Source organism: Rhodococcus sp. BP-241 (genome assembly GCF_019836145.1).
Taxonomy (GTDB): Bacteria; Actinomycetota; Actinomycetes; order Mycobacteriales; family Mycobacteriaceae; genus Rhodococcoides.
On the sequence record NZ_JABUEI010000005.1, the window covers coordinates 219,515 to 244,524 of the forward strand.

25 protein-coding genes and 4 tRNA genes are annotated in these 25,010 nt (G+C 68.7%); 19 read left to right on the forward strand and 10 right to left on the reverse strand.

What is annotated here, in order from left to right; all coding sequences use genetic code 11:
• Positions 1–74: 74 nt before the first annotated feature.
• The 6 genes from HQ308_RS12975 to pstB all read left to right on the forward strand — a co-directional run bounded on the left by HQ308_RS12975 (position 75) and on the right by pstB (position 5,947).
• Positions 75–863: a response regulator transcription factor gene (locus tag HQ308_RS12975; RefSeq protein ID WP_056446762.1), complete on the forward strand. Its 789-nt coding sequence runs from the start codon at positions 75–77 to the stop codon at positions 861–863.
• Position 864: 1 nt separating this feature from the next.
• Entirely contained in the window at positions 865–1,776 is a 912-nt protein-coding gene (gene mshD, locus HQ308_RS12980) for a mycothiol synthase (RefSeq protein ID WP_373425240.1), read from the forward strand.
• A gap of 220 nt (positions 1,777–1,996) precedes the next feature.
• Positions 1,997–3,094 carry a phosphate ABC transporter substrate-binding protein PstS gene (gene pstS, locus HQ308_RS12985; protein WP_027504269.1) on the forward strand — a complete coding sequence of 366 codons (1,098 nt, stop codon included), beginning with the start codon at positions 1,997–1,999 and terminating at the stop codon, positions 3,092–3,094.
• Between the two features lie 90 nt (positions 3,095–3,184).
• Positions 3,185–4,222 carry a phosphate ABC transporter permease subunit PstC gene (gene pstC, locus HQ308_RS12990; protein ID WP_027504268.1) on the forward strand — a complete coding sequence of 346 codons (1,038 nt, stop codon included), beginning with the start codon at positions 3,185–3,187 and terminating at the stop codon, positions 4,220–4,222.
• A gap of 3 nt (positions 4,223–4,225) precedes the next feature.
• Positions 4,226–5,155, forward strand: coding sequence for a phosphate ABC transporter permease PstA (gene pstA / locus HQ308_RS12995; RefSeq protein ID WP_027504267.1), 930 nt, complete (start codon positions 4,226–4,228; stop codon positions 5,153–5,155).
• A gap of 15 nt (positions 5,156–5,170) precedes the next feature.
• The gene (gene pstB / locus HQ308_RS13000; RefSeq protein ID WP_027504266.1) at positions 5,171–5,947 is read left to right on the forward strand and encodes a phosphate ABC transporter ATP-binding protein PstB; all 777 of its coding nucleotides are present in this window, start codon (positions 5,171–5,173) and stop codon (positions 5,945–5,947) included.
• An 87-nt stretch (positions 5,948–6,034) separates the two neighbouring features.
• Here pstB and phoU read toward each other — a convergent pair whose 3' ends face one another.
• The 4 genes from phoU to HQ308_RS13020 form a co-directional block, all read right to left on the reverse strand.
• The gene (gene phoU / locus HQ308_RS13005) at positions 6,035–6,712 is read right to left on the reverse strand and encodes a phosphate signaling complex protein PhoU (RefSeq protein WP_027504265.1); all 678 of its coding nucleotides are present in this window, start codon (positions 6,710–6,712) and stop codon (positions 6,035–6,037) included.
• A gap of 75 nt (positions 6,713–6,787) precedes the next feature.
• The gene (locus tag HQ308_RS13010) at positions 6,788–8,770 is read right to left on the reverse strand and encodes an LCP family protein (protein WP_222646619.1); all 1,983 of its coding nucleotides are present in this window, start codon (positions 8,768–8,770) and stop codon (positions 6,788–6,790) included.
• Positions 8,771–8,833: 63 nt separating this feature from the next.
• On the reverse strand, positions 8,834–9,973 hold the full coding sequence (gene dusB / locus HQ308_RS13015) for a tRNA dihydrouridine synthase DusB (RefSeq protein ID WP_222646620.1): 1,140 nt from the start codon (positions 9,971–9,973) through the stop codon (positions 8,834–8,836).
• Positions 9,974–10,100: 127 nt separating this feature from the next.
• Positions 10,101–11,069 carry an acyl-ACP desaturase gene (locus tag HQ308_RS13020; protein WP_027504262.1) on the reverse strand — a complete coding sequence of 323 codons (969 nt, stop codon included), beginning with the start codon at positions 11,067–11,069 and terminating at the stop codon, positions 10,101–10,103.
• Positions 11,070–11,422: 353 nt separating this feature from the next.
• Here HQ308_RS13020 and HQ308_RS13025 point away from each other — a divergent pair, with 353 nt between their 5' ends.
• The 3 genes from HQ308_RS13025 to HQ308_RS13035 are packed head-to-tail and all read left to right on the forward strand — an operon-like array spanning position 11,423 to position 13,479.
• Positions 11,423–12,037 carry an AIM24 family protein gene (locus tag HQ308_RS13025; RefSeq protein ID WP_373428398.1) on the forward strand — a complete coding sequence of 205 codons (615 nt, stop codon included), beginning with the start codon at positions 11,423–11,425 and terminating at the stop codon, positions 12,035–12,037.
• A gap of 1 nt (position 12,038) precedes the next feature.
• Entirely contained in the window at positions 12,039–12,710 is a 672-nt protein-coding gene (locus HQ308_RS13030) for an AIM24 family protein (RefSeq protein WP_222646621.1), read from the forward strand.
• Between the two features lie 16 nt (positions 12,711–12,726).
• A complete protein-coding gene (locus HQ308_RS13035) occupies positions 12,727–13,479 on the forward strand; it encodes an AIM24 family protein (protein ID WP_027504259.1) in 753 nt (250 codons plus the stop codon).
• 28 nt (positions 13,480–13,507) lie between these two features.
• On the opposite strand, the gene HQ308_RS13040 is transcribed toward HQ308_RS13035, so the two are convergent.
• Positions 13,508–13,580: transfer RNA gene (locus HQ308_RS13040), tRNA-Lys, on the reverse strand.
• Between the two features lie 320 nt (positions 13,581–13,900).
• Between HQ308_RS13040 and HQ308_RS13045 the strand changes: the two genes are divergently transcribed.
• The 8 genes from HQ308_RS13045 (at position 13,901) to HQ308_RS13080 (ending at position 19,683) form a co-directional block, all read left to right on the forward strand.
• Positions 13,901–14,551 carry a ScbR family autoregulator-binding transcription factor gene (locus HQ308_RS13045; RefSeq protein ID WP_027504258.1) on the forward strand — a complete coding sequence of 217 codons (651 nt, stop codon included), beginning with the start codon at positions 13,901–13,903 and terminating at the stop codon, positions 14,549–14,551.
• A 96-nt stretch (positions 14,552–14,647) separates the two neighbouring features.
• Positions 14,648–14,720 (forward strand) — tRNA-Glu (locus HQ308_RS13050).
• 92 nt (positions 14,721–14,812) lie between these two features.
• A tRNA-Asp gene (locus tag HQ308_RS13055) sits at positions 14,813–14,886 on the forward strand.
• Positions 14,887–14,975: 89 nt separating this feature from the next.
• Positions 14,976–15,049: transfer RNA gene (locus HQ308_RS13060), tRNA-Phe, on the forward strand.
• Positions 15,050–15,153: 104 nt separating this feature from the next.
• A complete protein-coding gene (locus HQ308_RS13065) occupies positions 15,154–16,404 on the forward strand; it encodes an FAD-dependent oxidoreductase (protein WP_222646622.1) in 1,251 nt (416 codons plus the stop codon).
• 92 nt (positions 16,405–16,496) lie between these two features.
• Positions 16,497–17,198 carry a response regulator transcription factor gene (locus HQ308_RS13070; RefSeq protein ID WP_222646623.1) on the forward strand — a complete coding sequence of 234 codons (702 nt, stop codon included), beginning with the start codon at positions 16,497–16,499 and terminating at the stop codon, positions 17,196–17,198.
• On the forward strand, positions 17,195–18,157 hold the full coding sequence (locus HQ308_RS13075; protein WP_222646624.1) for a HAMP domain-containing sensor histidine kinase: 963 nt from the start codon (positions 17,195–17,197) through the stop codon (positions 18,155–18,157). Before HQ308_RS13070 ends, HQ308_RS13075 begins: the two co-directional genes overlap by 4 nt.
• Positions 18,158–18,234: 77 nt before the next feature.
• The gene (locus HQ308_RS13080; protein ID WP_222646625.1) at positions 18,235–19,683 is read left to right on the forward strand and encodes a DUF4153 domain-containing protein; all 1,449 of its coding nucleotides are present in this window, start codon (positions 18,235–18,237) and stop codon (positions 19,681–19,683) included.
• Here the strand turns inward: HQ308_RS13080 and HQ308_RS13085 are convergent.
• From HQ308_RS13085 to HQ308_RS13095, 3 genes are all read right to left on the reverse strand, one after another.
• Positions 19,622–19,906, reverse strand: a complete 285-nt coding sequence (locus HQ308_RS13085) for a protealysin inhibitor emfourin (protein WP_027504254.1) — start codon at positions 19,904–19,906, stop codon at positions 19,622–19,624. The two genes, HQ308_RS13080 and HQ308_RS13085, sit on opposite strands and share 62 nt — an antisense overlap.
• A gap of 1 nt (position 19,907) precedes the next feature.
• On the reverse strand, positions 19,908–21,047 hold the full coding sequence (locus HQ308_RS13090) for a M4 family metallopeptidase (protein ID WP_308115775.1): 1,140 nt from the start codon (positions 21,045–21,047) through the stop codon (positions 19,908–19,910).
• Between the two features lie 81 nt (positions 21,048–21,128).
• Complete coding sequence (locus tag HQ308_RS13095) at positions 21,129–21,590, reverse strand: hypothetical protein (protein ID WP_051612982.1); 462 nt, start codon at positions 21,588–21,590, stop codon at positions 21,129–21,131.
• A gap of 70 nt (positions 21,591–21,660) precedes the next feature.
• Here HQ308_RS13095 and HQ308_RS13100 point away from each other — a divergent pair, with 70 nt between their 5' ends.
• Positions 21,661–22,755: a hypothetical protein gene (locus HQ308_RS13100; RefSeq protein WP_261776070.1), complete on the forward strand. Its 1,095-nt coding sequence runs from the start codon at positions 21,661–21,663 to the stop codon at positions 22,753–22,755.
• Here HQ308_RS13100 and HQ308_RS13105 read toward each other — a convergent pair.
• A complete protein-coding gene (locus tag HQ308_RS13105; protein WP_222646674.1) occupies positions 22,697–23,545 on the reverse strand; it encodes a pseudouridine synthase in 849 nt (282 codons plus the stop codon). The two genes, HQ308_RS13100 and HQ308_RS13105, sit on opposite strands and share 59 nt — an antisense overlap.
• Before the next feature lie 132 nt (positions 23,546–23,677).
• On the opposite strand from HQ308_RS13105, the gene HQ308_RS13110 reads away from it, so the two are divergent.
• The gene (locus tag HQ308_RS13110; protein ID WP_056446802.1) at positions 23,678–24,565 is read left to right on the forward strand and encodes an oxidoreductase; all 888 of its coding nucleotides are present in this window, start codon (positions 23,678–23,680) and stop codon (positions 24,563–24,565) included.
• A gap of 4 nt (positions 24,566–24,569) precedes the next feature.
• Here HQ308_RS13110 and HQ308_RS13115 read toward each other — a convergent pair whose 3' ends face one another.
• Entirely contained in the window at positions 24,570–24,992 is a 423-nt protein-coding gene (locus HQ308_RS13115; RefSeq protein WP_027504250.1) for an organic hydroperoxide resistance protein, read from the reverse strand.
• Positions 24,993–25,010 lie beyond the last annotated feature (18 nt).

The window sequence follows — 25,010 nt, forward strand, 5'->3', positions numbered from 1 at the left end:
GAACAACCGGAAGTGCCGGTCGGGGACCCGCTGGTGGGCTCGTCCGACCGGAGAAGAGTGGACGAGGAGGCCCTGTGGAGTTGCTGCTGCTGACCTCCGATCCGGATCCGGAGTCCGTGCTCCCGTCCCTCGCGCTCCTGGCGCACACGGTGCGTCCCGCACCGACCGAGGTCTCGTCGTTGCTCGAGGCCGGGAGCGCGGACATCGCGCTCGTCGACGCCCGCACCGATCTGGCCGCCGCGCGCGGACTGTGTCGACTGCTCGGCAGCGCCGGCTCGTCGGTACCCGTGGTGGCGGTGCTCACCGAGGGCGGTCTGGTCGCCGTCAACGCGGAGTGGGGCCTCGACGACATCCTGTTGCCCACCACCGGACCCGCGGAGCTCGATGCCCGGTTGCGTCTGCTCGTGGGCCGCCACGGAGGCGTCAGCAGTCCCGAGGCCTCGGGGAAGATCACTCTCGGCGAGCTCGTCATCGACGAGGGCACCTACACCGCCCGTCTGCGCGGGCGACCGCTCGACCTCACCTACAAGGAGTTCGAACTCCTCAAGTACCTCGCCCAGCACGCGGGCCGCGTCTTCACCCGAGCGCAGCTGCTGCAGGAGGTGTGGGGGTACGACTTCTTCGGCGGTACCCGCACTGTGGACGTGCACGTCCGGCGTCTGCGCGCGAAGCTCGGAACGGAGTACGAGTCGCTCATCGGCACCGTGCGCAACGTGGGATACAAGGCCGTGAGACCGAGCCGGGCAGGTAAGGGCGCGGCGGGCAGCGACGACGCGGTCGACCTGCCGTCGGACGGCGACCTGGACATCGAGAACGACACGGCGACACCCTCGTTCGCCCCAGCTGATCGGACGGCCTTCTGACGTGAGCGACGCGATTCGACTCGAGGCACGGCGACCGGTCGGCGACGAGGCCCGACGCGTCCGCGACGCGATCGAGGCCGCCACGACCGCCGACGGGACACCGCCGCTGTCGGAGCAGGCCGAGCGCGCCGTGGACTCTCCGCGGGACGACGAGCATCTGCTGGCACTGGACGGCGAACACCTCGTGGGGTACGCGACGCTCTCGTCCGCGCGCGGTGACGCGCCGGTCATGGTGGAGGCCGTCGTGCACCCCGATCACCGGGGCCGCGGCGTCGGCACCGCGCTGGTCGACCGCGCTCTCGCAGCACCGGGGGCGCGCGTGTGGGCCCACGGGCGGCTGCCCGCCGCCGATCGCGTCGCCGAGAAAGTCGGTCTCGAGGTGGTCCGCGAACTGCTGCAGATGCGCCGCCCGCTCGGTGGCCCCGACGCGGCGCCCCTGCCCGAACTCACCGTCCCGGACGGCATCACCGTGCGGACCTACCGGGAGTCCGACGACGCCGAGATCCTGCGGGTGAACAACGCCGCGTTCTCCTGGCACCCCGAGCAGGGTGGCTGGACGCAGGCGGAGATCGACGAGCGCCGCGCGGAGTCCTGGTTCGACCCCGCGGGGCTGTTCGTGGCGACGTCGACGGACGACCCGGACACGGTGCTGGGGTTCCACTGGACCAAGGTGCACCCGCCGACCGGAGACGATCCCGAACTGGGTGAGGTCTACGTCGTCGGCATCGATCCGGCGGCCCAGGGCAGGGGGCTCGGCCGGACCCTCACGCTCGCCGGCCTGCGGTATCTGGCCGATCGCGGCCTCGCCGGCGTGCTGCTGTACGTCGAGTCGGACAACACGGCCGCCGTGCACACGTACGACCGGCTCGGCTTCGCCACCTTCCACGTCGACGCGGCGTTCGCGCGCGTCTGACGCGGGACCGGTGCGGTCCCTGAGACGCGCATCGCATCCCGATCCGGGTTTTCGGTCTGTCTGTTCACCCTCCGTTCACAAAGGCGCGGTGAACCGTCCACCACCGGCGCTTACGTTCTCCCACGGGTAGCGCACGCTGCCCGTTGCGGTACGACGTCACCGCATCTTTTCTCGCCCGCCGACCGATCGGTCGCCGACGGGCTGTTTCTGGAGGAGACAGGTGAAGCTCGAGCGCAGCATTGCCCTCATGGGTGTACTGGCTGTCGGCGGATTGACGCTGGCTGCATGTGGTTCCGACGCGAACGTCGAGGCCACCGGCAGTGGTGACTCCGCCGCGACGTGCGAGGGCAAGAGCCCCATCACCGGCGAAGGATCGTCGGCGCAGCAGAACGCGATGTCCAACTTCACGTCCGTCTACTCGGGTGTGTGCTCCGGCAAGGCCGTGGAGTACACCGTGAGCGGTTCCGGCAACGGCCGGACCCAGTTCGTCGCCGGTCTCGTGGACTTCGCGGGCTCGGACTCGTCCATCAAGGAAGAGCAGGCCGACGCGGCCGCCACGCGCTGCGCCGGCAACCCGGCGTGGAACCTTCCCCTCGTGTTCGGTCCGGTCGCCGTGGCCTACACGCTCGACGGTGTCGACGACCTGGTCCTGACGCCCGACGTCATCGCCCAGATCTTCACCGGCAAGATCACCACCTGGAACGATCCGGCCATCGCCGCGCTGAACGAGGGCGCGTCGCTCCCGACCACCGCCATCACGCCGATCTACCGCTCGGATTCCTCGGGCACCAGCGACAACTTCCAGCGCTTCCTGTCCGACGCCGCACCGCAGTCCTGGACGCTGGACCACAGCTCCGACTGGGCCGGTGGAGTGGGCGAGGGCGCCAACGGTTCGTCGGGCGTCGCTCAGGCCGCTGCCGCCACCCCGGGCGCCATCACGTACGTCGAGAAGGGCTTCGCCGATCAGGAGAACCTGACCGCGGCGCAGATCGACTTCGGCGCCGGTGCCGTCGAGCTCACCACCGAGACCGCCGCCAAGGCGATCGACACGGTCACCTTCTCCGGTGACGGAAACGACCTCGCGCTCGACACCGACGCACTGTTCGCCAGCAAGGAAGCCGATTCCTACCCGCTGGTGCTGTCGACCTACGAGATCGTCTGCTCCAAGGGCTACGACGCGGAGACCGCCGCGGGCGTCAAGTCGTTCCTGCTCAGCGCTGCCAACGAGGGCCAGGAAGGCCTCGAGGCTGCCGGTTACGTGCCGCTCCCGGACAGCTTCAAGGAGCGTCTGGTGACGGCGATCAACGCCATTTCCTGACACACTGGTTCTCGCCTGCATCACCCCCGAAGACCATTCACCGGGTGATGCAGGCGATGCCGTACCACCCCACACGAGACAGTGAGCGGTATGAGCGACACCCATTCGATCAGCGACGTCACGCCGGCCACCACATCGGCCGTGAGCGCCGCTCGCAAGACGGAAGCGCCGACACCAGTGCCCGACAAGAAAGCCTCAGGTACGGTCACCCGCCCGGGTGACCGCATCTTCTCGACGCTCGCCACCGGTTCCGGTGTCTTCGTCATCGTCCTGATCGCGGCGATCGGTGGGTTCCTCCTGTGGCGGGCGATCCCCGCGCTGCAGAACAACACCGTGAACTTCTTCACGTACAACGGGCAGTGGAGCACGTCGGACACGTCCGCCATGCTCTTCGGTGTCCGTGACCTGTTCCTGGTCACGGCCACGGTGTCGGTGGTGGCTCTGCTGATCGCCATGCCGGTGGCACTGGGCATCGCGATCTACCTGACGAACTACGCCCCGAAGCGTCTGGCGGGCCCGCTGGGCTACGTCATCGACCTGCTGGCCGCCGTGCCGTCCATCGTCTTCGGACTCTGGGGCCTGTACGTTCTCGCGCCGGTCATCTCGCCCGTCGCCGAGTGGCTCAACACGAACCTCGCGTGGTTCCCGCTCTTCGCCACCGGTTCCGTCTCCATCGCCGGCGGCGGCACCATCTTCACCGGTGCGATCGTGCTCGCCGTCATGATCCTGCCGATCATCGCCGCGGTCACCCGCGAGGTGTTCGTCCAGACGCCCCGTGGCCAGATCGAGGCTGCTCTCGCCCTCGGGGCCACTCGGTGGGAGGTCGTGCGCACCACGGTCATCCCGTTCGGCAAGTCCGGCTTCGTCAGCGGCTCGATGCTGGGCCTGGGCCGCGCGCTCGGCGAGACCATCGCGCTCTACATCATCATCCGCAGCACCCAGGAGACGTTCGGCTGGACGCTGTTCGACGGCGGCAACACCTTCGCGACGAAGATCGCACTGGCCGCGGGTGAGTTCAACAACCAGCTGCAGGCCGGTGCTTACATCGCCGCGGGCCTGGTGCTGTTCGTCCTCACCTTCGTCGTCAACGCCGGCGCCCGCGCCGCCATCGCTGGAAAGAAGGACTGACCCATGGCCGACACCACGTCCGGTGGAACCGCCACCATGGATCGCCCCGTCAAGGAGCCGACCTTCCAGGGTGTCAGTGCCCGTCGCAAGGCCTCCGACTCGATCGCGACGGTCCTCGTGTCCCTCGCGGTGCTCATTGCGCTCGTCCCACTGATCTGGGTTCTCTACACCGTCGTCTCCCGCGGTATCGGCGCCGTCGCGTCGGCCGACTGGTGGCAGTACTCGCAGGCGGGTGTCACCCCCTTCAAGGAAGGCGGCGGCGCGTACCACGCGATCGTCGGAACGCTGCTCCAGGGACTCTTCTGCGCGGTCATCTCCATCCCGATCGGCATTTTCGTCGCCATCTACCTCGTCGAGTACGGCGTGGGTACGCGGCTCGCGAAGGCCACGACGTTCATGGTCGACATCCTCACCGGTGTCCCGTCCATCGTCGCGGCGCTGTTCATCTACTCGCTGTGGATCGCGACGTTCGGCTTCGACCGGTCGGGTCTGGCTGTCTCGCTCGCCCTGGTCCTGCTCATGATCCCCGTGATCGTGCGCTCGGCGGAGGAGATGCTGCGCATCGTTCCCCAGGACCTGCGCGAGGCGTCGTACGCGCTGGGTGTGCCGAAGTGGAAGACCATCGCCAAGATCGTCGTCCCGACGGCGCTCTCGGGCATCGTCACGGGCATCATGCTCGCTCTCGCCCGCGTCATGGGTGAGACGGCGCCGGTGCTGATCCTGGTCGGGTCCGCGACGGCCATCAACTTCAACCTGTTCGCCGGTCCGCAGACGTCGCTGCCGCTCATGATGGTCGACCTCCAGAAGGCCGGAACCGCTGCCCTCACCAGCGAGCGGATGTGGGGTGCCGCCCTCACCCTCATCCTCATCGTTGCGGTGCTGAACATCGGCGCGAAGCTGGTCTCCCGCTTCTTCGCTCCCAAGAACTTCTGACAGAAGGATCTCGACATGGCAAAACGACTCGATCTCAAGGACGTCAACATCTTCTACGGCAAGTTCCACGCCGTGTCGAACGTGACGCTCTCCGTTCCTCCTCGTAGCGTCACGGCCTTCATCGGACCGTCCGGCTGCGGCAAGTCCACGGTGCTCCGCTCGCTGAACCGCATGCACGAGGTCACCCCGGGTGCCCGCGTCGAGGGCTCGGTGCTGCTCGACGGCGAGGACATCTACGGTTCCGGCGTCGACCCGGTCGGCGTTCGCCGCACCATCGGCATGGTCTTCCAGCGTCCGAACCCGTTCCCCACCATGTCCATCCGTGACAACGTCGTGGCCGGCCTGAAGCTGCAGGGTGGCCGCAGCAAGAAGCAGCTGGACGAGGTCGCGGAGGAGTCGCTCAAGGGCGCGAACCTGTGGAACGAGGTCAAGGACCGCCTCGACAAGCCGGGCGGCGGTCTGTCCGGTGGTCAGCAGCAGCGTCTGTGCATCGCCCGTGCGATCGCGGTGCAGCCCGACGTCCTGCTCATGGACGAGCCCTGCTCGGCTCTCGACCCGATCTCGACGCTGGCGATCGAGGACCTGATCGGTGAGCTGAAGAAGGACTTCACCATCGTCATCGTCACGCACAACATGCAGCAGGCTGCACGTGTGAGCGACCAGACCGGCTTCTTCAACCTCGAGGCCACCGGCAAGCCCGGCAACCTGATCGAGATCGACGACACCGAGAAGATCTTCTCCAACCCGTCGCAGAAGGCCACCGAGGACTACATCTCCGGTCGCTTCGGCTAGACCGCAGCTCGCGCGTCCACACACGGAAAGGGCGCCCTCCCCGCGGGGAGGGCGCCCTTTCGTGCGTCCGGGTACCGAGTGGAAGAACTAGGACACGTGCTGCGCGGGAGGCGTCGGCAGGTCGCTGGGCAGGCTGCCGGTGACCAGGAAGATGACTCGGCGGCCCACCTCGACGGCGTGGTCGGCGAAGCGCTCGTAGAAGCGACCCAGCAGGGTCACGTCGACGGCTGCGGCGACGCCGTGCTTCCACTCCTTGTCCATGAGGACGCTGAACAGGTGGCGGTGCAGGTCGTCCATCGCCTCGTCCTCCTCACGGAGCTTCGCGGCGCGCTCGGGGTCGCGGGTCTCGAGCACCTCACGTGCGGAGGAGCCGAGAGCGACGGCGATGCGTCCCATCTCGGCGAAGTAACCGTTGACCTCCTCCGGCAGTGCGTGCTGGGGGTGGCGACGACGCGCGATCTTGGCGACGTGCAGGGCGAGAGCGCCCATCCGGTCGATGTCGGCGACGATCTGGATACCGGAGACCACCGAGCGGAGGTCGCCGGCGACGGGTGCCTGGAGAGCCAGCAACGCGAAGGCGCGCTCCTCTGCCTGGGCACTGAGGTCGGTGATCTTGTCGTGCTCGCCGATCACCTGCTCGGCGATCCGGAGATCCGCCTGCAGCAGGGACTGCGTGGCGCGCTCCATCGCACTACCGGCCAGGGCGGCCATCTCGCCGAGCAGGTCGGCGAGTTCTGTCATCTGTTCGTTGTAAGCCACGCGCATGGCCCGATTTTACTCGGCCGTACGTGGGTACAGGGCATGCAGGCGGTGAACGGGCGGTGAATGCGGAGCAGCGATTCACACACAGGACTCGTCCGCCCCGTTCGTGACCGTCAGATCGCTGGGGAGCGCGACCTCCGTGGACGCTCCGGAGACCCCCGTCGCGAAGGTCGGTAGCAGGTCTCCGACGACGGTCGGCGGCGTCAGGAAGCCCTGGAAATCCGTCCCCAGGACGACCTCGACGATGCCGCCCAGAGTCGGCGTCTCCTCGAGAACCGCTCCCGGAATGGTGCTGGCCACCGTCGACGCGTCCGCGATCGACCCGGCGCCGTACCGCACGACGGTCGCCGCGGCACCGGTGGTCTCGGCGTTGCCGGTCCCGACGACCTGGAAGCCGTAGGCCGCCAGTTCGTCCGCGGTGGTGGCGGCCAGTCCGCTGGTCTCCGAGGCGTTGGAGATCTGGACCGACACCAGCGAGGGGTCGACCGCGACCTGCGTTTCGGTGGTGACCGGCGGCGCGACCTCGGGGGTGGTCTCGGGTGCGCGTTCCTCACCGGGGAGCGGCTGGTCGTCGATGATCGCCTGGAAGATCGCCTTGATGTCGTCGGTGCGCGGGATCTCGTTGCCGTAGTCGGTGGTACCCGCGGTGGGGACGGTGAGGAACGTGACCGCGCCCGCCTCGACGCCGCGCAGCGACTTGCCGAGCGTCAGCAGATCCGACGTCTTCACGTTCTCGACGAACGTGTCGCGGGTGAACGCCGTGACGAAACCGTTGAGGGCGCCCGGGTCGAACAGCACGCGGTTGCTCAGCACGGAGCGCAGGAGCGAGGACAGGAAGAGTTGCTGACGTTTGATGCGTCCGTAGTCACCGGTGCCCTCGGCGTCCACCTTGCGGGCGCGCACGTAGTTGAGCGCGGTGCGTCCGTCGATGCGCTGTTCGCCCGCGGTGGCCAGGACCGTTCCCAGCTCCTCGTCGACCAGCGGAACCGGGGAACACACGTCCACCCCGCCGACCTCGTCGACCATCGACTCGAAGCCGGCGAAGTCGATACCCACGAAGTGGCCGATCCGCAGTCCGGAGATCTTCTGAATGATCTTGACCAGGCACTTGGGTCCACCGAGCGCGTAGGTCGCGTTGAGCTTGTCGCCGTCCGCGGCGGGATACATCTCGCCCGTGTAGTCACCGGTGGTGCTGTCCCAGCCCTCGCACTCGGGGCGTTCGACGTCGAGGTCGCGGGGGAACGACACGGCGACCACGCGACTGCGGTCGGCCGGGATGTTGATGAGCATGACGGTGTCGGACCGTGCACCCTCGGCATCGGCTACCGTGCCGGCGCCGATCTCACCACTGGCTCCGGCTCGGGTGTCCGTCCCGACGATGAGGTAGGTCTCGTCGCCGTACTGGCCGGGCGCGTCGACCACGTCGGTGGACTCGGTGTCCAGGGCCGCGACCTGCTCGAACCCGCGGTCGGTCGCCCGGAGATATCCCCACACGACACCGGTGATGACCAGGGCCAGGATCGAGACCATCGAGACGCCGACACGGCCGGCGACCCGCATCCGCTTGCGCTTGCGTGCCCTGCTGAGGGCGAGCCGCGTGAGCGTCGGGGGTGCGACGGGGCCGACCGCCTCGGGCGCCGGACGCTCTGCGGTGCGTCGCTCGTCCACGACGGGGGCGATCACCTCGGTGGGCGGCTCGGGATCCTCGCGAGGTGGAACCGGCGGGGACGGTGGAGGGCTCGACGCGACCGCTCGATCGTCCGCGCCGGAGGTCGGCGAGTCGTCGCGACCCGCTGCGCGTCCCCGGTTGGAACCGATGCGGGAGATCCGATCCACGACCTCGGCCACCGAGAGCCGTCGATCCTGGTCGTCGGACGAGGACGGCGGGGTCTGCTCGGGCTCGGGTCGATCCGCTGGCGGGCGCTGTTCCGGCGCGGGCTGCTCGGACGGGGGAGACGGTGTCTCGGGGTCGCGATCGGAGCGCGGCACTCGCGAGATGGGACGCTCCCAGGGGGCGCGTCGTCCGGGTGTGGGCGACCCCGGTTCGTTCTCGTCACCCACTGGTCGTTCCGTCTTTCTCTCTGGCGTCGAACAGTGGTCGACGGATCGACGCCATAGTACTGATCATCCGCCCGAGTGCATCAGATCGGCGCCCGCCGGCACCGCACAGTCGTCGGGATCGTCGAGCCAGCCGTCGGGCAGCGACACGGCGCCGGGGGAACCCTGGCGACCGCGGGGGCCCTCGGCGTCGGCCGGGAAGGGAACGGTCGGATCCAGGCGAGCCAGCAGCTCGTCGAGCTCCGCGAGTGTCGAGACGGTGGCCATGCGTACCCGCAGGTCCGAGCCTGCCGGGAAGCCGCGCATGTACCAGGCGACGTGCTTGCGCATCTCCCGGAGCCCGCGGCCCTCGCCGTGGTGGTCGGACAGCAGTTCCGCGTGCCGACGCATGATGACGGCGACCTCGCCCAGCGTGGGCGGCGTCGGCGCAGTGGTGCCGCGCAGAGCGGCGGACAGTTCGGCGAACAGCCAGGGGCGTCCCAGGCAGCCGCGGCCGACGACCACGCCGTCGCAGCCGGTCTCGGCCATCATGCGGGCGGCGTCGGACGCGTCGAAGATGTCGCCGTTGCCCAGGACGGGGACGTCGCGGACGTGATCCTTGAGGCGCCCGATCTCGGACCAGTCGGCCGTACCGGAGTAACGCTGCGCCGCGGTGCGCGCATGGAGCGCGACGGCCGCAGCACCCTCGCCGGCGGCGATCCGTCCTGCGTCGAGGTGCGTGTGATGCTCGTCGTCGATGCCGATCCGAAACTTGACGGTCACCGGGATGTCCGTCCCCTCGGTGGCCTTCACCGCCGCGGCGACGATGCGTCCGAAGAGCGATCGCTTGTACGGCAGGGCGGCGCCGCCGCCCTTGCGCGTCACCTTGGGCACGGGGCAGCCGAAGTTCATGTCGATGTGGTCGGCCATGTTCTCGTCGACGATCATCTTCGCGGCGTCGTACGTCGTGTCCGGGTCCACGGTGTAGAGCTGCAACGAGCGAGGCGTCTCGGTCGGGCCGAACGTGGTCATGTGCAACGTGGCGGGCTGCCGCTCGACGAGGGCACGCGCGGTGACCATCTCGCAGACGTAGAGCCCGGAGGTGCTGCCCGTCAGCGTCTCCTCGAGCTCCCGACACAGCGTGCGGAACGCCACGTTGGTGACACCGGCCATCGGCGCGAGGACGACGGGACTACGCAGGGCGAGGGAACCGATCTGCAGAGTCATGGTTGATCACACACCAGACATGGTCGACGGGAAACAGCGATGTGCCCGGCATCCGCGGAACGGGTGCCGGGCACATCGAGGGTATCCGTCGGAACTGGCACTCGGCCACTCCGTGGTGCGGTGCGGGTCAGGATGCCTGCGCGGCCTGCCGCTTGGCAGCCTCGCGGGACAGCATGCGGTCGCGCTGCTCCTCGAACTTGAGAACGTCCTTCTCCAGCTTCTCGAGGAAGGCGGCGAGCTCCTCACGCGTCTGCTCGCCCTCGGCGGTGAAGTCGGTGCGATCGAAGATGTTCCACTTGCGCAGCACCGGCATGACGACGTCCTCGAGGTGCTGACGCAGATCGTAGATCCCGTGCTTGGCCATCAGCACGCCGTTGCGGCGGAAGTTGGGCATGCCGGCGCCGGGCATCTGGAAGTTCTGCACGATGTCGGCGATGGCACGCAGCGCCTGGTCGGGCGAGATGTCGAGCGCCGCACCGCACAGGTTGCGGTAGAAGATCATGTGCAGGTTCTCGTCGGCCGCGATGCGCTGGAGCATGCGGTCGGCGATGGGGTCGTTGCAGACCTTGCCCGTGTTGCGGTGGCTGACTCGCGTGGCCAGCTCCTGGAACGTCACGTACGAGACGGAGTGCAGGAAGCCCATCTGATCGTGGCCACCGGCAGCGGCCGAGGAGAAGCCGTTGGTCATGTGCTCGATGCGGGCCTGCTCGAGGGCGACGGGATCCACTCCGCGCGTGACCACCAGGTAGTCGCGCATGACGATGCCGTGGCGGTTCTCCTCGGCGGTCCACCGGCCCACCCAGGTGCCCCAGGCGCCGTCCTGCGAGAAGTTCTCCGCGATCTCGCGGTGGTACGACGGCAGGTTGTCCTCGGTGAGGAGGTTGGTGATCATGGCGGCCTTGGCCACCTCGTCGAGCCGAGACTGCTCGGGCGACCAGTCCTCGCCACCGAGCGCGGCGAAGTTACGCCCCTCGTCCCAGGGGACGTAGTCGTGGGGGTGCCACTCCTTCGCCATGGAGAGATGCCGGTTCAGATTCTCTTCCGCAACCGGCTGCAGCTCTCCGAGCAGCTCCAGTTGGGTCAGATCCCGTGCCATGCGTGTCCTCCAGAATGGTGTTCGGCTCACTGCTTCCGCGCGATGACCGCGCTGCCTCGTACTGTGAGGGCAGCCTACGGCACCGTAACTTCGATGTGAATTGCTTCGACGAGCCGCCGCGAGGGGTGCGTACCGTCCGGTAGACGTTCATCGAGCGGGGCGACAGTTCGTTACGCCCGCCCGCCGTCGACCTCGTCCAGTATATGCCGCGGGGTACGGGGTACAGGTGTTGTGACTTCTGCGAGAAACGAACTCGATGTACTGTGCGTCACTCGGAGTCGCTGGCAGGGGACAGATCACCGGAGCCACTGTGGCGACGACCGTTGTCTGCCATTCTGTCTGCCGTGGCGCAACTGAGAACCGAGGGACACCGCGTTCTGGTCGTCGACCTGCACGGGGACAGCGTGCGGGCGGTCACCGGATCGATGATCGCGTACGAGGGCCAGGTGACCTTCCGGAACGCCGGGATGGGCGGTGGCGGTGGACTGCGCGCCGCTCTCAAGCAGAAGGTCACCGGCGAGTCGCTGTCCCTGATGGAGATGGCGGGGCAGGGAACGGTGCGGCTCGCGGTCGACGCGCAGCACGTCGTCGTCGTGCCGTTGGCGGGTGACGCACTCCACGTCGAATCGTCGCAGTTGCTCGCTCTGTCCGGCGGGCTGCGGTCCGATGTGGCCTTCGCCGGGCTCCGCGGCGCCTCGTCCGGGCAGGGCCTGTTCACGACGGTCGTCAGTGGACAGGGCGAGGTGGGGCTGCTGTCCGCGGGCGGACCGCTCATCGCGCTCGAGGTGTCGCCGCAGTACCCGTTGGTGGTCGATCCGGACGCCTTCGTCGCGCACCGAGGTCAGGTGACACAGAGCTTCGTCACCGACGTCACGTGGCGGTCGGCCGTCGGCGGCGGGAGCGGCGAGGCCTTCTCCCTCCGCTTCGACGGCACCGGTGTCGTCTACATCCAGCCGCAGGAGCGCTGACATGTTGGAACTCGTCAACAGCAAGGTCGTGAAGTCGACCGTCGCCCCGGGCTCGCCCACGCTCGCGCGCCGTGGATCCATGTTGTTCCACCAGGGCGACGTCCGCTTCGTCCCGCACACGATCGGCGGCGCGGGCGGCATGCCGCGGATGGGTGCCGTCGCGGGAATGGCCGGCCGGATGATGTCGGGCGAGCACGTCGCCATGATGGCCGCCGAGGGGTCCGGCACCGTGCACTACGGCCACGCCGGGCTGCACGTGTCCGTCATCGATCTCGACGGGACCGGTCTCCTGTCGGTCGAGGCGTCACGGTTGCTCGCACACAGTGGCGCACTCTCGACATCGGTCGTACCCCTGACGCAGCAGGGAGGAGTCCGCGGCGCGGTGCGCGGGGCGATGACCGGGCAGGGCATGTTCACGACACAGGTCGCCGGACGTGGGCAGGTGGCCGTGCTGTCCCACGGTGGGACGGTCGAGATCGAGGTGGGTCCGCACCGGCCGCAGGTGGTGGTCGATCCGCAGGCGTACGTGTGCCACCGCGGCACTCTCACCGTCGACATCTCGACGAACGTCGGGTGGCGTGACGCCGTCGGCCGCGGTTCGGGTGAAGCCGTGCAACTCGCGATCGGCGGCGCAGGGACCGTGTGGGTCCAGGCGTCCGAGCAGAAGTTCTGACGAGAGGGAATCGGACATGACCGACGTCGTGCACAACCCCCACACCCTGCCGGTGAACGACAACGTGCCGGGAAACGACTACGCCTTCTGCATCGAACTCGCGGGACAGCCGTGGTTCACGGCGAAGGGCGCGATGATCGCCTACTACGGGTCGGTGCAGTTCGAGCCTCTCGGGCGGACGTCGATGGCGGCCGTCGTGGCCTCACGCTTCTCGTCGCCGCTGTACGCGAACGACTGGGTGCTCGCGAGCGGACACGGCAAGGTGCTGCTCGGCGATCGCGGCTTCGACATCAACTCGTTCGATCTCGACGACGGCAACCTGACCATCCGGGCGTCGAACCTGCTGGCCTTCGAACCCGGCCTCGAGCTGAAGCAGTCCATCGTGCCCGGTTTTCTCACGCTGCTCGGCACCGGGAAGTTCCTCGCCTCGTCCAACGGTGCGGTCGTGTTCGCCGAACCGCCCGTTCGAGTGGATCCGCAGGCACTCGTCGGCTGGGCCGACTGCCCCGCTCCGTCCCACCACTTCGACGCGCAGTGGATGCAGAGCTTCCTGGGGGCGGCGCAGGGGATGCTCCTCGGAGCACAGACGGGGGAGGAGCGGCAGTTCGACTTCACCGGTGCGGGAACGGTCCTGATCCAGTCGTCCGAGAAGGTGGTGAGCGACGCTCATCTGCTCCGCCACATCGAGTCGGAGACCGTGGCGCTGGGTCAGAACGCGTTGCGCTCACTCCATCAGAGCATCGGGGCCCGGCTGAGCCAGAATTCCTGAGCGTCGACGGGTGTGGGGAAAGACGTTGTGCCCCCAGTAGGGCTCGAACCTACGACCTGCGGATTAAAAGTCCGTAGCTCTACCAACTGAGCTATAGGGGCAGTGCTCGACGAGTGTAATGGACCCCGGGCGGACGCTCACGACCTGGCCTCGCGTCGGGAGTGACGCATTCACCATTCACCTATTCGCTATGAATCATCACCATTCTCGCCGGTCGACATTCGGATGCGGGCCGGGCATATATCCGACAAACCGGTCATCGGAACGCACGACACGCTGGTGGGGCCGTCCGAACACGCCGGACGAACCCGCTCGAGCTCGATGTTTGCGGCCACGTCCGAGGGGATTCTCAGGTTTGTCGGCTACCCTTCACTCAGTATCAGGGCCCTTCAGGGTGTTCAATTTCGGAGGCAGCAGCGCAATGGCACAGCAGGAACGTGCTCGACGCACCCGGGCCGCGATCGTCGAGGCAGCCGCGTACGAGTTCAGCAAGCGTGGGTACACCGCGGCGTCGGTCAACACGATTCTCGAGGGATCACGCGCCACCAAGGGTGCGATGTACTTCCACTTCAGCTCCAAGGAAGAACTGGCTCGCGCCGTTCTGCAGACCGCGATGGAGAAGTACGTCGCGATCATGGACGTGGAGCGCCCGGACGGCGTCGACGCCCTCGAGTGGCTGCACAACCTCATCTTCCAGCTCGCCCGGTCCTTCGACGAGAACGTCGTCGTGCGTGCGGAGTTCCGTCTCGTGGTCGAGCCCGAGTTCCACGCGAGCATCCGCGAGGGAGCGGGCGCCGTGTGGGGTCGCACCGCCCACAAGCTCGCGGCCGAGGCGCACGAGACCGGTCTGCTGCGCCCCGACATCGATCCGCGCATGTTCACCCGCGTGCTGGTGACCTCGCTCGCCGGCCAGCGGTACATGGCCGATCTGACCGCCGAGGACACCGACCTGGTGGTGCTGTTCGAGGAGTCCCTCGAGGTTCTCCTGATGGCGATGGCGTCGCGGGAATGGCTCGACAAGTGGCGCGTCAACGGGTGGCCCCGAGTCGACGCTGTGAGCGTCGAAACATAGCCTCACCTGCGGATTTGTGAAATTCCGAAGCGGTGTCCTAAGCTATCCAAGCTCCCAACGGAACGCCGTTGGGGTACGGTCGGAGCGATTCGACGGGCCCCCTTCGTTTAGCGGCCTAGGACGCCGCCCTTTCAAGGCGGTAGCGCGGGTTCGAATCCCGTAGGGGGTACGTTTCAGCGAGTGACAACGCTGGAGCGGGAGTGGTGAGAAGTAGGACGAAGATGCAGTAGGGTCTTCCACGCAGTACATGCTTCACAGCATGGCCCTGTGGCGCAGTTGGTTAGCGCGCCGCCCTGTCACGGCGGAGGTCGCGGGTTCGAGTCCCGTCAGGGTCGCAACACCTCAGAGGTCGCAATACCTCAGTGATGCGATGATCGTCAGCACCGAGTAGTACAGCATCACCGGTACCCGCGAGGGTGCCCACGGCCAGGTAGCTCAGTCGGTACGAGCGTCCGCCTGAAAAGCGGAAGGTCGCCGGTTCGATCCCGGCTCTGGCCACCGAGAATGGACACAGACTGGAACCACCTGCCGGCGCAGGTGGTTCTTCTCGTTTCCGGACCCGTCGTCCTAGGTCGCCGACGCCCGGGTGGTATCGATAGGGCATGACTGACATCGATGCTGACGTGATCGTGGTGGGGGCGGGTATCGCCGGTCTACGGTGCGCCGGAGCGCTGCGCCGGCGTGGATTCACGGTGCGGGTCGTGGAGGCGGGCGACGCCCCGGGGGGACGGATCCGCACCGACGTCGTGGACGGCTTCCGCTGTGATCGAGGCTTCCAGCTCCTCAACCCCTCCTACCCGGCCGTGAAGCGTCATGTCGACGTGTCCGCGCTCGATCTGCGGGTCGCCGGTCGCGGTGTGCGGATCGTCGACGACTCGGGGCGAGCGCACACGATCGCCGACCCGACACGGCACCCGGGCCTGCTGCTCGGGACGGTGCGGTCCGCGGCTCGCCTCGGCCTGCTGCACCCGGGCGCCGTCGTCGGCGCCGCGCGGTGGGCGTTGCCCGCTGTCGGACCGGTGCGCCGCCTGGCCGCGTCCCCCGACGCTGCACTCGCCGACGACTGGGACCGCGTCGGCCTCCGCGGTCCGCTGCGCTCCGCACTGCTGGCTCCGTTTCTCAGCGGGGTCCTCGCCGACGGCGTGGGAGACACGTCGGACCGCTACGTCCGGCTCGTGCTCCGCAGCTTTCTTCTCGCGACACCCGGTGTGCCGAACCGCGGAATGCAGGCGTTCCCCGAGCAGCTCGCCCGCGATGCCGGGGTCGACATCGCGTACTCCTCGCGCGTCGAGCAGGTCACCGACGGCGCGGCACCCGCCGTGCGGATCGCCGACGGGTCGGTGCTGCAGGCCCGCGCGGTGGTGGTGGCGACGGACGCGCGAGGCGCGAACGAGCTGACGGACACCCGGACCTCTCCCATGCGCGGGTTGTCGACGTGGTGGTTCGAGGCCGACGCCGCGGAATCCGACGAGTTCCTCCGCATCTCGGGGACGGGCGGCGTGGTGGTCAACACCGCCGAGATGAGCTCCATCGCACCGGGATACGCGCCGACCGGGAAGACCCTGGTGCAGGCGACCACGCTGCTGGACGACGCCGGTCCCGCCGAGGAGTCCGTCGTGCGCGCCGTTCTCGATCGGCTGTGGGGTCGGTCCACCGCGTCGTGGCGGGTGATCGTGCGTCACGACGTACGGCGTGCGCTCCCGGTCCAGGCACCCGGGACGTCGCTCCGGCGATCGCTGCAGGTCGGTGACCGCGTGCTGCTCGCCGGCGACCATCGCGACACCCCGTCGATCCAGGGTGCTCTGGTGTCGGGTGGTCGCGCGGCCGCCGAGGTGGCGCGGCTGCTCGGCTGACGTGGCGTCCGGTTCGTGGGCCGGAGCGATCTCCACGGAATCTTCACAACGTGTCCCCGAGACCCGCACATGATGCCGTTACGGTCTGTTTCATGGATCGACGACGAATTCTGGTGGTCGAGGACGAACGGGCCCTGGCCGACGCGATCGCGGCGCGGCTGCGGTCCGAGGGCTTCGACGTCGACCTCGCGTCGACCGGACCGGCCGCCGTGGAGACGGTGGCCCACACGAACCCCGACCTGGTGGTCCTCGACGTGATGCTGCCGGGGTTCGACGGTCTCGAGGTGTGCCGACGCATCCAGTCCCGCCCCGAGGGAGCAGTCGCCGTCCTCATGCTCACGGCGCGGTCGGACGAGACGGACCAGCTGGTGGGCCTCGGGGTGGGTGCGGACGACTACATGTCCAAGCCGTTCTCGATGCGCACCCTGGTGGCCCGCGTGCACGCACTGCTGCGCCGGGTGGAACGCCATCCCGCGCCGACGCCGACCGTCGTGCACGAGTTCGACGACGTCCGGGTCGACGAGCACGCGCGGCGGGTCTTCCGTGACGGCGACGAGGTCCACCTGACACGCACGGAATTCGATCTGCTGCTGTTCCTCGCTCGGCGGCCGGGCGCGGCCTTCGGGCGAGATCGACTGCTGTCGGACGTGTGGGGGTGGTCGCGCGACGACTCCATGACGTCGGTGCCGTCCCGCACGGTCGACAGCCACGTCAAGGCGTTGCGGCGCAAGCTGGGGTCCGACGTCGTGCGCACCGTCCACGGCGTCGGGTACGCGTTCCGGGCACGCGCATGATCCGCCCTCTCGACTCGCTGCGCTCGTTCAAGGTCAAGACCGGCCTGGTGGTGGTGATCGCGCTGTTCGCGGCGTCGGGCACCTTCTGGCTCGCGGCCCAGCAGCCGTTCCGGTACGCGCTGCTGCTCGCACTCGTCGTGGCGCTGGTGGTCACGCAGATCGTCGCGCACGGGATGACCTCGCCGCTGCGCGAGATGACCGCAGCCTCGCGAGCGATGGCGAACGGGGACTACACGCATCGGGTCCGGGCCACGTCGCGGGACGAGATCGGCCAGCTGGCCGTCGCGTTCAACACGATGTCGGCAGACCTGGCAGAGGCCGACCGCTACCGTCGGGAGCTGATCGGCAACGTCTCGCACGAACTCCGGACACCGATCGCGTCGCTGCAGGCCGTGCTCGAGAACATCGCAGACGGGGTGCAGGAAGCGACCCCGGGGACGGTGGGGGTCGCCCTCGAGCAGACCGAACGTCTGGCTCGGCTCGTCGACGACCTCCTGGACCTCTCCAAGCTCGAGGGTGGCGCACTCGGTCTGTCGCGCAGCACGTTCGACCTCCGTCAGTTCCTGACCAGCGTGGTCACCCAGAGCACGGCGACCCGATTCTCGGTGTCGGTCGAGCCTCCCGGTGCGACGGTGACCGCCGACGAGGAACGGGTACGGCAGGTGGTGGCCAATCTGGTCGAGAACGCCGTGCGCCACGGTCCGCCCGACGGTGCAGTGGCCGTGTCGGCCGTGGTGGGTGACGACACGGTGCGCATCGACGTGGTCGACGAGGGCGACGGGATCGCGCCGGCCGATCGCGCTCGGGTGTTCGACCGGTTCGTCCGCGGCGGGTCGACCGACGGCGGCACCGGCATCGGGCTCGCCATCGCTCGATGGGCCGCCGAGTTGCACGGCGGCACACTCGATGTGGTCGACGTCGGCGCCGGGTGTTGCTTCCGGCTCACCCTTCCCGTCTGACCCCCCACCGTCCGCACTCGGCACGTGACACCGCATCCGGTGCTCGCGCGATCACCCCTGCCCGAAAGAGGTTCACGATGACCACCGACCTTCTTCCCGATCCGGCGGCGCAGTCGCCGGTCCGCACCGTCACCGAGTCTCCGCGTCGCTGGGCCGTGGGCTCCGCCGCAGCGGTCGGGGTGGTCGCCGGCGCCATACTGACCGACCGGCCGTCGGTGGCCTACCTCGCCGTCGGCGTCGCTGCCGTCCTCGCCGCTCGACTGCCGGACCGGTCGCGCTGGTCCGTGGCATGGATCGGCGCCGCGTTCGCGCTGCTGCTGGTCCCGTTCGTCCGCGATTCGGGTTGGCTCGCAGCGTCGTCCGTCGGATTGGCCGTGTGGTGTGTGGCTCTGTCGACCACGAGATCGACGACGTTCACCGCCACGGTGCTCGCGCCGATCGTGCCCGTCGTGGTGCAGGGAGCCGTGCTCCGCTCGCTCGGAACCGGTGCCGCACAGGTGACGCTCCCGTCTCGGGGGTCCGCGGTACGCACGCTGCGCGTCGTGGTGAGCACGGCCCTGCTGGTCACCGTGTTCACGCTGCTGTTCGCGGGTGCCGACGATCGCTTCGCCTCGCTCGTCGACGCGGTGATCCCGACCGTGTCCGTCGACGTCGACCCGCTGGGGCCGGTCGTGGCTCTGTGCGTCGCGCTGTGGATTCTGGGTGTCGCCCACGCGAAGCGTCACGCGATGGCACTCGATGCGCTCGCTCCCGGCGCTGGTCGACGACGACCGGTGTGGGAGTGGGCGGTGCCGGTCTGCGCGCTCGTCGTCGTGTTCGCTGCGTTCGTCGTGGTGCAGGCAGCCACGTTGTTCGGCGGACACGACCACGTGATGACGACGGACGACCTGACGTTCGCGGACCACGCCCGATCGGGATTCTGGCAGCTGATCACGGTGACAGTCGGCGTGCTCGTCGTGGTCGCCGTGCAGGTACGCAAGGTCGACGCCGAGGTGCGGCGCGACCGGGTGCTCGCGCGCATCGCCTTCGGGTCGCTGTGTGTGCTGACGCTGGTGGTCGTCTGGTCGGCGGTGTACCGAATGTCGTTGTACGAGCAGCAGTTCGGTCTCACTCGGCTGCGAGTCGGGGTCATGGCCGTCGAGGTGTGGTTGGGCGTCGTCGTGCTCGCCGTCATCGTCGCCGGTGCGCGCTGGTCCGCGCGCCTACTGCCCGCGGTGATCGTCGGCACGGCGGCGCTGGGCGTGCTGGTGATGGCGGTGGTGAACGTCGATGCGCTGGTCGCGGACCGTGCAGTCGAGCGCTACGAGCGGACCGGACTGATCGACGTCGACTATCTCGGCACGCTGTCGGCGGACGCGGTGCCCGCCGTGTCGACCCTGCCGCCCACGCTGCGCGACTGCATCGTCGACGAGCCCGGGAGCGACCCGTGGTGGAACGCGAACCTCGCACGCCGTGAGGCCGCCGTCATCGCGGCGAGCGACCCTCTCGCAGAGTGCGCTCTGCCAGCTCGCGAAGCGGGCCGGTGAGTGCCGAATCGCCGGTCTCGCACGAGTGCTCGCCGATCTCGAGTCGCCACCGGAAGGTGTCGCGAGCGAGGGACGACGACTCGGGCAGGCCGTTCAACAGGGGGAGCGCGCGAGTGACCAGCTGCTCCCACTCGGGTGCCGTGTCGCCGAGGGCCGTGGTGTCGACGCTGCCGCGGCGGGTCATCCCGGCCACGCCGCCGCTGCGTACCACCACGATGACCATGTCACGTCCTCTTGCTCGCCTCGTCCGCCGCATCGGACGCGGATCCCGTCCCGGCCGGCTCGAGGCCCACGGTAGTCCACCCGCCGACCACGGCGCGGTGAACGTCGGACCCGGTTCCGTACCGCGCCGATGCGGCCGCGACCGTCACCGCGGAGAAGGCGGCGAAATCGGCGGTCGGCGTCAGGCTGCCGGACGTGAGAGCGTCGAACCAGACCTGTCCGAGACGATCCCAGGCCGGCCCGCCGAGCGCGACGGCGGCCTCGGCGAACGCGCGGTTGGGGATGCCGGAGTTGATGTGCACCCCGCCGTTGTCCTCGGTGGTCTCGACGTATCCCGCCATGTCCGCGGGCTGGGGGTCCTTGCCGAGGACGTCGTCGTCGTACGCGGTACCGGGTGCCAGCATCGAGCGGAGGGCGCTGCCCTGCACGTCGGGGAGGAAGAGCCCCTCGCCGACGAGCCAGGACGCGTCCTCGGCGTTCTGCCCACGCGAGCGCTGTTCTGCGAGGACGCCGAACACGTCGGACACCGACTCGTTGAGGGCGCCGGACTGTCCGGCGTACTCGAGCTGTGAGGTGTACTGCGTGAAACCGTGAGCCAACTCGTGCGCGATGACGGACAGCGACACGGTGAAGCGGGTGAACACCTCGCCGTCACCGTCGCCGAACACCATGCGGGTGCCGTCCCAGAACGCGTTGTCGTACTGCTCGCCGTAGTGCACCGTGGCGTCGAGCGGCAGCCCCTGCCCATCGAGGCTGGACCATCCGTAGACCTCGGCGAACAGGGCGTGGGTGACGCCGAGGCCGTCGTAGCTCTCGTCCGCCGCCGGATCGCCGACAGGTTCGCCGCCCTCGGTACGCACGACGTCGCCGGGCAGAGTCTGCGTGTTCTTCGCGTCGGCGATGGTGCGCTGCAGCCGATCCGCGACGGCGCCGCGGGGAGCGGTGGGCGACACGGTGGACCGCGTCGAGTCGCGTCGGCGCCGCATCTCGTCGTCGAGTTCCAGCGTGCGGCTCGCGACGGACGGGGCGGTGTCCAGGCGGGCACTGCGTTCCGCGGGGGCCGACGCGAGGCGCTGCAGAAGGTAGGGAGGAACGACGCCCTGGCAGCAGGGCGTGGTGCGCGAGAGGTCGGGGGTGGCCACGATGAGATCCTTCCGAAGGGGAACGATCGCCACGCTAACCCCGATCACCGACAGCCCGCGCACCTCGCGGAGCTCGTGCGGTCAGGGGCAGGCGACCTTCGCCTGGTCGTAGATGCGACCGGCCTCGTCGACACCGGGCTCGTTGCCGTTGTTGGTGGCCTGCGACCGGATGTCGGTGACCACGGCGTCCTTCTCCTTGCCGTCGGTGATCTGCTGGCAGATGCTGCCGAGCAGCGATTCGATGTCCTCGTCGGACTTTCCCTCGGAGAGCGCGGAGAACTGCGCCTTGTAGGCGGCGACGAAGGTCGCGCGCTTGGCGTCGTCGAACACGTTGCCGGCATCGTCGGCCAGGCTGCCGGCGCTCGACTGGATGCCGGGTGCGGCCGACTGTGCAGAGCTGAGTGCGCCCTGAGCTGCGTCGCCCACCGATTCCGCGGCGTTGTTCGCGGTGTCCTGTGCGGACTGCTGATCCTCGGAGCTGCATCCACCCAGGACCAGGGCGAGGGTGGCAGCGGCGGCGAGCGTGGCGGGAAGGAGTCTCATCGGACGAACTTTACCGGGCGTACCGTCGCATTCCACCGCGAAAGAGGCCTGTGAATGACCATGATCGACGATGGCCATCATGCAGCGGGGTGCGCGTGCGCGGCGGGTGCGGACGCCGATCGTGCGCAGTGCCGACGGGACGTCGTCCGTGGAGTCGTTCGTCATCGCCGCGGTCGCGACCATCCTGCTCACCCGCGCCTACCTCGAACTCACCGACTATCCGCAGGTGGGCGGTGGGAGCCTGCACATCGCCCACGCACTGTGGGGCGGTGCGCTGATGATGACGGCGCTCGTCGTCGGATGGCTGTTCCTCGGCTTCGGAGCGCGCTCGTCGGCCGTGCTGCTGGGCGGCGTCGGCTTCGGTCTGTTCCTGGACGAGGTCGGGAAGTTCGTGACGAAGGACAACGACTACTTCTACGGCCCGTCCGCCGAGATCATGTACGTGACGGTGGTTCTGGTCCTGGTGCTCGGACGAACCGTCCGCGACGTCCGTGAACCGACGCCACGGGAATGCCTCGCGAACGCTGCCGCCATCGCGTCGGAAGGACTCGTCGGTGGGGTACCGGGATCGCGCCGGGAGCTGGCCCGCGAACTGCTCGACCGAGCGCGGACGACGGGAGCCGATCCCGAGCTCGTCGCGAGCATCGACACCCTGCTGAGTCGGTGCGTTCCGGCACCGTCCCGGCCGACGAGTCGGCGGGCGTGGTTCTCGCGCGCCGTCCCGTCGTTCGTGACCAGTACGCGCTGGGCGATCGCGTTGTCCTGGCTCATGGTGGTCACCGCGTCCGCGACGGTCGTGGCGGGCATCGCGCAACTGGCCACGGGCGGTCTGGTCATCGAGCGCGACGACCTCGATGTCACCCTCGACCGGATGACCATCTCGGGCGGCATCCTGTGGGTGACGGCGTGCGTCACGGTCGCCCTCGGGCTCCCGTCGCTGATCGCACGGCGGCGCACCGCGTCCCTCTGGCCTCTGCACCGACTCCGGTCGGCGGCCCTGATCTACGCGTTGCTCGGTGCGCTCGTCGACTTCGCCGAGACGGGCTTCGCCGCCCTGACCAACCTCGCGATCGGACTGTTGACGCTCGCCGCGATCTCGCACCGGATCACGGTGGAGACAGCGCGAGGGTCCGCTGCGACGCGAAGTGCCGCGGTGCGCCTGTGAGCGGGTCGGTGAACTCGATGCTCCGCGCCAGCAGTCGCAGTGGATCCCGGTAGTCGTCGACGGCGACCTCGCGCGGCACGGGATACAGCGAGTCGCCGACTATGGGCAGGCCGAGAGAGGCCATGTGCACGCGTAGTTGATGGGTCTTGCCCGTGCGTGGATGCAGGCGGTAGAGCGCCAGGTCGCCCACCGTGCGCACCTTCTCGATCACGGTCTCGCTGTTCGGCTCACCCGGCACCTCGGTCGCCTGCAGTGATCCACGGTACTTGACGATGCGGCTGCTCACGGTGTGCGGGAACGAGATCGGCGAGTCGGGGGCCACCGCTTCGTAGACCTTGACCATGCTGCGCTCCCGGAACATCTCCTGATATGCGCGGCGGACGTCCTGTCGTGCGGTGAAGACGAGCACGCCCGCGGTGAGGCGATCGAGGCGGTGCGCCGGGGACAGTGCGTCGTTTCCCAGTTCGCGTCGCAGCCGGGTCAGGGCGGTCTGCACGACGAAGCGCCCCCGTGGTGTCGTCGCCAGGAAGTGCGGCTTGTCCACCACCACGATCGCATCGTCTCGGTACAGGATCGGGGCGGTGAACGGCACCTCGGGTTCCACGGGCGGATCCCGGTACAGGTAGACGTCGGCGCGGGGGACCAGGGGAGTGTCGACCAGCACGGGCCGTCCTGCGGCATCCACGACCTCGCCGTCCGTCACCTTCGCGCGCAGGGCCTCCGCATCGCGCGGAAAGCGTGCGACGAGGTACTCGACTATGGTCCTGTGCTCTGCCGGCGCGTCCGGCATGCGGATCCGCGTCGGATTGAGACCGTCTCGGATCGGCAGCGGTGCGGGCACCGGATCGAGCGTAGTGCGCCGGTACCCTCGAACGCGGTCGGCCGCGGCGAGCGGCCGAGAGAAGTCTCAGGGGGGAAGCGCATGGCACAGAAGTCTGCACACAAGTGGGTCGAGACCGACGTACCGGATCAGTCCGGCCGGACCTTCGTGGTCACGGGAGCCAACAGCGGGCTCGGCGCCGAGGCCGCGAAGGCACTCGGTCGCGCGGGCGCGACGGTGGTGCTGGCCTGCCGGACCGTGGAGAAGGCGAAGCCGATCGCGGACGAGATCGGTGAGCGCGCCGAGGTGCGTCGACTCGACCTCGCGGATCTGAGCTCGGTGCGGGAGTTCGCCGACGACACGCCCACCGTGGACGTACTGATCAACAACGCCGGCGTCATGGCACTGCCGCTGAAGCGGACCGCCGACGGATTCGAGATGCAGTTCGGCACGAACCATCTCGGGCATTTCGCGCTGACCGGCCTCCTGCTGGACAGGATCACCGACCGCGTGGTCACCATGTCGAGTTTCATGCACCAGGTACCGGGACTGAAGCTGTCGGATCTCAACTACGAGAAGCGTCGCTACAGCCGGTGGGGTGCCTACGGGCAGTCGAAGCTGTCGAACCTGCTGTTCGCGTACGAGCTGGATCGCCGACTGCGTGCGGCGGGGTCACCCGTGCTCTCGCTGGCGGCGCATCCCGGTTACTCGAGTACCGAGTTGATGGGTCGGACGGAGAGTGTGCAGGACGCGTTCATGTCACTCGGCCGGGTCTTCGCCCAGTCGGCCTACATGGGAAGCCTGCCGGAGCTCTACGCCGCGACGGCACCGGGGCTGCAGTCCGGCGGCTACTTCGGACCGGACGGGTTCCAGGAGCTGAGCGGGCACCCGAAAAAGGTCGGATCGAACAAGGCCTCGCGTGACGAGGCGAAAGCCCGTGAGCTCTGGACCAGGTCGGTCGAGCTCACGGGCGTCACCTACCCGATCTGAACGGTCAGTCGTCGCTGACGGTGATCTGCACGTCGATGTTGCCGCGGGTCGCGTTGCTGTAGGGGCAGACCTCGTGGGCCTTGTCCGCGAGGGCCTGCGCCGTGTCGTGATCGAGGTTGGGGAGGGTCACCTCGAGGACCACGGCGAGCTCGAAGCCGCCGGCGTCGTTCGGGCCGATGCTGACCTTCGCGCCGACGGAGGAGTCGGTGACGTCGGCCTTCTGCTGGCCGGCGACGAGGCGCAGAGCGGAGTGGTAGCACGCGGCGTAGCCGACGGCGAAGAGCTGCTCCGGGTTGGTTCCGTTGCCGCTGCCGCCCATCTCGGTGGGGGCGGCGAGGTCGACGTCGACCTTGCCGTCGGTGGTGCGGCCGTGGCCGTTGCGTCCGTCGCCGGTGGCCAGTGCCTCTGCGGTGTACAGCGTCTTCATGGGTGAACCTCTCGTGGT

What these genes read in the sequence shown, in the direction of transcription:
- pstC (WP_027504268.1), top strand. Translation starts at nt 3,185, where the DNA reads ATGAGCGACACCCATTCGATCAGCGACGTCACGCCGGCCACCACATCG.
- pstA (WP_027504267.1), top strand. Translation starts at nt 4,226, where the DNA reads ATGGCCGACACCACGTCCGGTGGAACCGCCACCATGGATCGCCCCGTC.
- pstB (WP_027504266.1), top strand. Translation starts at nt 5,171, where the DNA reads ATGGCAAAACGACTCGATCTCAAGGACGTCAACATCTTCTACGGCAAG.
- phoU (WP_027504265.1), bottom strand. Translation starts at nt 6,712, where the DNA reads ATGCGCGTGGCTTACAACGAACAGATGACAGAACTCGCCGACCTGCTC.
- dusB (WP_222646620.1), bottom strand. Translation starts at nt 9,973, where the DNA reads ATGACTCTGCAGATCGGTTCCCTCGCCCTGCGTAGTCCCGTCGTCCTC.
- HQ308_RS13020 (WP_027504262.1), bottom strand. Translation starts at nt 11,069, where the DNA reads ATGGCACGGGATCTGACCCAACTGGAGCTGCTCGGAGAGCTGCAGCCG.
- HQ308_RS13030 (WP_222646621.1), top strand. Translation starts at nt 12,039, where the DNA reads ATGTTGGAACTCGTCAACAGCAAGGTCGTGAAGTCGACCGTCGCCCCG.
- HQ308_RS13035 (WP_027504259.1), top strand. Translation starts at nt 12,727, where the DNA reads ATGACCGACGTCGTGCACAACCCCCACACCCTGCCGGTGAACGACAAC.
- HQ308_RS13045 (WP_027504258.1), top strand. Translation starts at nt 13,901, where the DNA reads ATGGCACAGCAGGAACGTGCTCGACGCACCCGGGCCGCGATCGTCGAG.
- HQ308_RS13065 (WP_222646622.1), top strand. Translation starts at nt 15,154, where the DNA reads ATGACTGACATCGATGCTGACGTGATCGTGGTGGGGGCGGGTATCGCC.
- HQ308_RS13070 (WP_222646623.1), top strand. Translation starts at nt 16,497, where the DNA reads ATGGATCGACGACGAATTCTGGTGGTCGAGGACGAACGGGCCCTGGCC.
- HQ308_RS13075 (WP_222646624.1), top strand. Translation starts at nt 17,195, where the DNA reads ATGATCCGCCCTCTCGACTCGCTGCGCTCGTTCAAGGTCAAGACCGGC.
- HQ308_RS13080 (WP_222646625.1), top strand. Translation starts at nt 18,235, where the DNA reads ATGACCACCGACCTTCTTCCCGATCCGGCGGCGCAGTCGCCGGTCCGC.
- HQ308_RS13085 (WP_027504254.1), bottom strand. Translation starts at nt 19,906, where the DNA reads ATGGTCATCGTGGTGGTACGCAGCGGCGGCGTGGCCGGGATGACCCGC.
- HQ308_RS13095 (WP_051612982.1), bottom strand. Translation starts at nt 21,590, where the DNA reads ATGAGACTCCTTCCCGCCACGCTCGCCGCCGCTGCCACCCTCGCCCTG.
- HQ308_RS13100 (WP_261776070.1), top strand. Translation starts at nt 21,661, where the DNA reads ATGGCCATCATGCAGCGGGGTGCGCGTGCGCGGCGGGTGCGGACGCCG.
- HQ308_RS13105 (WP_222646674.1), bottom strand. Translation starts at nt 23,545, where the DNA reads ATGCCGGACGCGCCGGCAGAGCACAGGACCATAGTCGAGTACCTCGTC.
- HQ308_RS13110 (WP_056446802.1), top strand. Translation starts at nt 23,678, where the DNA reads ATGGCACAGAAGTCTGCACACAAGTGGGTCGAGACCGACGTACCGGAT.
- HQ308_RS13115 (WP_027504250.1), bottom strand. Translation starts at nt 24,992, where the DNA reads ATGAAGACGCTGTACACCGCAGAGGCACTGGCCACCGGCGACGGACGC.